We start from the raw sequence: 3,835 nt of genomic DNA, 5'->3' as shown, positions 1-3,835 counted from the left end.
GTTCGATTACGACAACGACAACGACAACGACGCCCAGCCCGTGAGAAGGTCCGGTCGCTGGAGGGCACGGGAGCGGCGTCAACACATCAGTCCTGATCGCACCCATCGGCGTCCGCCCTGCCCCAACCCCCAGAACCAGATGTAACCATGTCCGACCTGCAACACCCCCCTGTCCAGACCCCGCGGCGGTCGCTGATGCTGCGCCTCGTCGGCATGACCCTGCTGGTGTGGAGCGTCGGCCTGGTCTCCTGCCAGGCCCTGTTCGTCTTTTGACCGACCGAGGACCCTGTGGTGAGTATTCCCCCTGAACGACCCAGGGAACCAACGCGGACCCTGGTTACGAACCAACCGCCGCGGCTGGTCAAGGTCAACCAGGTCACCCCCCGGGAGCGCCCGACACTACTGCCGGGGGGCCTGGGAAACCTGTTCCTGCCCGATTCGCAGTGGGTCCCGCCCTGGCGGGGCGCACTGCTGTGGGTCCTGCCGACGCCGCTGCTGTGGGGCGCCGTGATTGCCCTGGCGAGCGGTCATTTCGACAAATTCCTGGCGGACGCCGCGGGGTTTCTGCTCCTCATCGCCGGGGCCTGGCTGACCCAGCGCGGCCTGCGGGCCGATCATCCCGAACCACAGGCGCGGTTCGTTCGTCTCTGGCGCTGGCCGCGCAAGACGCTGGGCGGGCTCCTCACGGCGCTCGGCGCCGGGGTCACGGCCCACTTCGCGGTCGGGAACGGGGTGGCGATCAGCCTGGCCTTCGCGGCGGTGGCGGCCCTTGGGTTTCACTGGGCCTACGGCTTCGAGCCGCTGGTCCGTTGGCGCCCCTTCGGTAGCGGCGATGCCCAGGCGCGCCGGGTGGGCGCGGCCCTGGCCGAGGCCGAGGGCCGGCTCCTGGACCTGGAACACGCGGCCGCGAACCTGCGCAACCCGGAGCTCAAGGCGCGCCTGACGCGCCTGGGCGCCCAGGGGCGCGACATCCTCGATCAGATCGCGGACCGGCCGACCGACCTGTATCGGGCGCGCAAGTTTTTGAACGTCTACCTGGAGGGCGTGCAGCAGGTGGCCGAGGGCTATGCCCGCACCCACCAGCGCGCCGACTCCCGGGAACTGGAGCAGAACTTTCGCAACGTCCTGGTCACGGTCGAGGAGGTCTTCGCGCAGCAGCGGCAAAGCCTCTTGGAGACTGATGTCATGGATCTCGACATCCAGATCGAGGTGCTAAAGAAGCAGCTTGAACGCGAGGGCATCGCTTAATAACGACTCAATAACAAGTGAAGCGCGAAGACAATCGTTGTCGTTGTCGTTGTCGTTGTCGTAATCGTAATCGTAATCGTAGTCGGACAAGCAATGCAGTTCGGTCATGAGCAACTCGATGTCTACCGAGTTTCGATTCGGTACGTGGCTTGGGCATACGAAACCGCCAAGCGATTGAGAGGAATTGACCGCCACACGCGGGACCAACTGCTTCGCGCCTCACAATCGATCCCTTTGAACATTGCCGAAGGCAACGGCAGGGGAACCAACGCTGATCGACGCCGTTTTTTTGAAATCGCTCGCGGCTCCGCGTTGGAATGCGGGTCGATTCAGGACTGCCTGGAAGCCTGCAACGTGTTGACTGCTGTTGAAAACGCGCAAGGTAAGACGATGTTGATTCGGATCGTTGCGATGCTGACCAAGCTCGGAGAGCGAAGTCACGAGGTGCGAGAGAATCCTGGGTGCTACGATAAGCTCGATTACGACAGCGACAACGACAGCGACAACGATTACGACAACGACAACGACAACGACAACGACGCCAAGGGTACATGAACACATCAGAACCCATCCCGGAGGCCCTTCAGTGACCGCACATACCGATTTGGTGCAGACCAGTCCCACCAGCCTGACCCCGACCCTGGGCACCGCGGCGGACCCGGCGGTCACCGCCCTGCTCCAGGAACTCGACCTGACCGACAGTCATTCGGTCATGTTTTTCGGGGCCAAGGCCCAGGAGCAGTTGACCCAGATCTCCGACCGGATGCTGGAGGGCGTGCGGGCGAAGGATGTCGGTCCCGCCGGGGCGGCCTTGAGCGAGATGGTCACCACCCTCAAGGGCTTCGACGTCGCGGCCCTGGACCCCAACCGCAAGCCCGGCTTCTTTGCCAGGATCATGGGCCAGGGCCGGCCGATCGCCCGCTTTCTGGAGGAATACGAGGCGGTGCGCGATCAGATCGAGGCCATCGGGCGGACCCTGGAGCGTCACAAGACCCAATTGCTCACCGATGTGACCTCACTGGATCGGCTCTACCAGGCCAACCTCGACTACTTCCGCGCCCTGGAGCAGTACATCGAGGCCGGCGAGGCCAAGCTGCGCGAACTCGACGAGTCCGTCATTCCCGCCCAGACGGCGCGCGTCGAGTCCGCGGACGATATCGTGCAGGCCCAGCAACTGCGTGATCTGCGCGGGGTGCGCGACGACCTGGAGCGGCGCGTGCACGATCTCAAACTCACCCGTCAGGTCACCATGCAGGGCCTGCCCAGCATCCGGCTCGTGCAGGAGAACGACAAGGGGCTGATCAACAAGATCAACTCCACCCTGGTCAACACCGTCCCCCTGTGGCGCCAGCAGTTGGCGCAGGCCGTCACCATCTACCGCTCCGGGCAGGCGGCCGACACCCTGCGCGCCGCCACCGATCTCACCAACGACCTGCTGCGCGCCAACGCCGACAACCTCAAGAGCGCCAACACGCAGGCGCGCCGCGAGATCGAGCGCGGTGTCTTCGACATCGAGGTGGTCCGCCACGCCAATGAGTCCCTGATTGCGACCATTGAGGAGGGGCTCAAGATCGCCGACGAGGGCAAGCGCGCCCGTGCCTTGGCGAGCCAGGAACTGGAGCGGCTGGAGGGCGACCTGCGCCGGGCCTTGAGTGCCGCCTCGGCCAAGTCCGCGGGGGGCAGTCCAGGGGTTGGTTCCACCACGGCTGCCTTGAGGCCGTAAGTAACGAGTCAAGAACAAGTTATAGCCTCCTAATGTGAGATCCGGACAGGACGATTAAAGGCGAAACAATTTAGCATTTAATAACAAAGACATACGCCAGCGAAGTTGTCCGGCTAACTTATGAGAAGGCTATAAACACGAACACAATCGTTGTCGTTGTCGTTGTCGTTGTCGTAATCGTAATCGGAGAATCGAGGCTAGTTGGTCATGAGCTTAGTAAGCTCGGACAGCGAAGCGACGAGGTGCGAAGAGAATCCGGGGCACTGCGATAAACTCGATTACGACAACGACAACGACAACGCAATGGTGCTGAGAACAGTCCCAAATGGATTTGTTTAACCTAGTGAGGAACCCTGCATAACCATGATATCAGATGAATTGAAGCAGCAACTCGGCATCACTGACGACGGCGCCTACCGCATCCACCCCGATACCGGGCGGGTGCAGAAGGAGCGGCTGTTCGGCTGGAAGAATACCCCGCGGCGGGTCGATCAGGCGAGCGGTGCCATTCAGGAGCGCGGCTTCTTCGGGTGGAAGGGCACGGGGATGCGGATCGATCCGGATTCCGGCGTACTCCAGAAGACCGGGTTCTTGTGGAACAGTAACATGGGTACCCGCATCCACCCACAGACGGGGGTCGTGCAGCAGCGGCGCTGGTTCGGCTGGCGCGATACCAAGGAACGCATCGACCCCGATACCGGCATGCAGCAGAAGCGCGGCTGGTTCGGCTGGAAGGACAAGGCCTAGCCCGGAGTTAAACCTCACTTCCAGTCCGGCCCGGCCTGGGAGCGCCGCCCCCCCGTGCGGCGCGGCCTCTGCTCAACCCAAACCGGCGGGGCTATCCGCGAGATCGCGCCGCACTGG

General features: G+C 63.2%; 6 protein-coding genes and 1 pseudogene. 6 read left to right on the top strand and 1 reads right to left on the bottom strand.

All coding sequences use genetic code 11. The features are described 5' to 3' along the window. Nucleotides 1-147: 147 nt before the first annotated feature. Nucleotides 148-273, top strand: coding sequence for a hypothetical protein (locus tag QZY48_RS26850; RefSeq protein ID WP_295436615.1), 126 nt, complete (start codon nt 148-150; stop codon nt 271-273). A gap of 18 nt (nt 274-291) precedes the next feature. Beyond that, a complete protein-coding gene (locus tag QZY48_RS26845) occupies nt 292-1,248 on the top strand; it encodes a 5-bromo-4-chloroindolyl phosphate hydrolysis family protein (RefSeq protein WP_295436614.1) in 957 nt (318 codons plus the stop codon). Here the strand turns inward: QZY48_RS26845 and QZY48_RS26840 are convergent. After that, the gene (locus QZY48_RS26840) at nt 1,213-1,356 is read right to left on the bottom strand and encodes a hypothetical protein (protein ID WP_295436613.1); all 144 of its coding nucleotides are present in this window, start codon (nt 1,354-1,356) and stop codon (nt 1,213-1,215) included. The two genes, QZY48_RS26845 and QZY48_RS26840, sit on opposite strands and share 36 nt — an antisense overlap. On the opposite strand from QZY48_RS26840, the pseudogene QZY48_RS26835 reads away from it, so the two are divergent. From QZY48_RS26835 to QZY48_RS26820, 4 genes and pseudogenes are all read left to right on the top strand, one after another. Next, a pseudogene (locus tag QZY48_RS26835) lies at nt 1,342-1,617 on the top strand (four helix bundle protein); the annotation flags it as partial. The gene QZY48_RS26840 and the pseudogene QZY48_RS26835 overlap by 15 nt on opposite strands. A gap of 42 nt (nt 1,618-1,659) precedes the next feature. Further along, entirely contained in the window at nt 1,660-1,803 is a 144-nt protein-coding gene (locus QZY48_RS26830) for a hypothetical protein (RefSeq protein ID WP_295436616.1), read from the top strand. A 31-nt stretch (nt 1,804-1,834) separates the two neighbouring features. Beyond that, nucleotides 1,835-2,971 (top strand): toxic anion resistance protein, encoded by a 1,137-nt coding sequence (locus tag QZY48_RS26825; protein ID WP_295436612.1) that lies wholly within the window; start codon nt 1,835-1,837, stop codon nt 2,969-2,971. Between the two features lie 363 nt (nt 2,972-3,334). Continuing rightward, nucleotides 3,335-3,718, top strand: a complete 384-nt coding sequence (locus QZY48_RS26820; RefSeq protein WP_295436610.1) for a hypothetical protein — start codon at nt 3,335-3,337, stop codon at nt 3,716-3,718. The last annotated feature ends 117 nt before the right edge of the window (nt 3,719-3,835 follow it).

The sequence above is a fragment of the uncultured Thiodictyon sp. genome, assembly GCF_903828115.1.
GTDB lineage: Bacteria > Pseudomonadota > Gammaproteobacteria > Chromatiales > Chromatiaceae > Thiodictyon.
The sequence above is the reverse complement of the archived record's forward strand: the minus strand, read 5'-3'. Positions and strand labels throughout refer to the sequence as shown.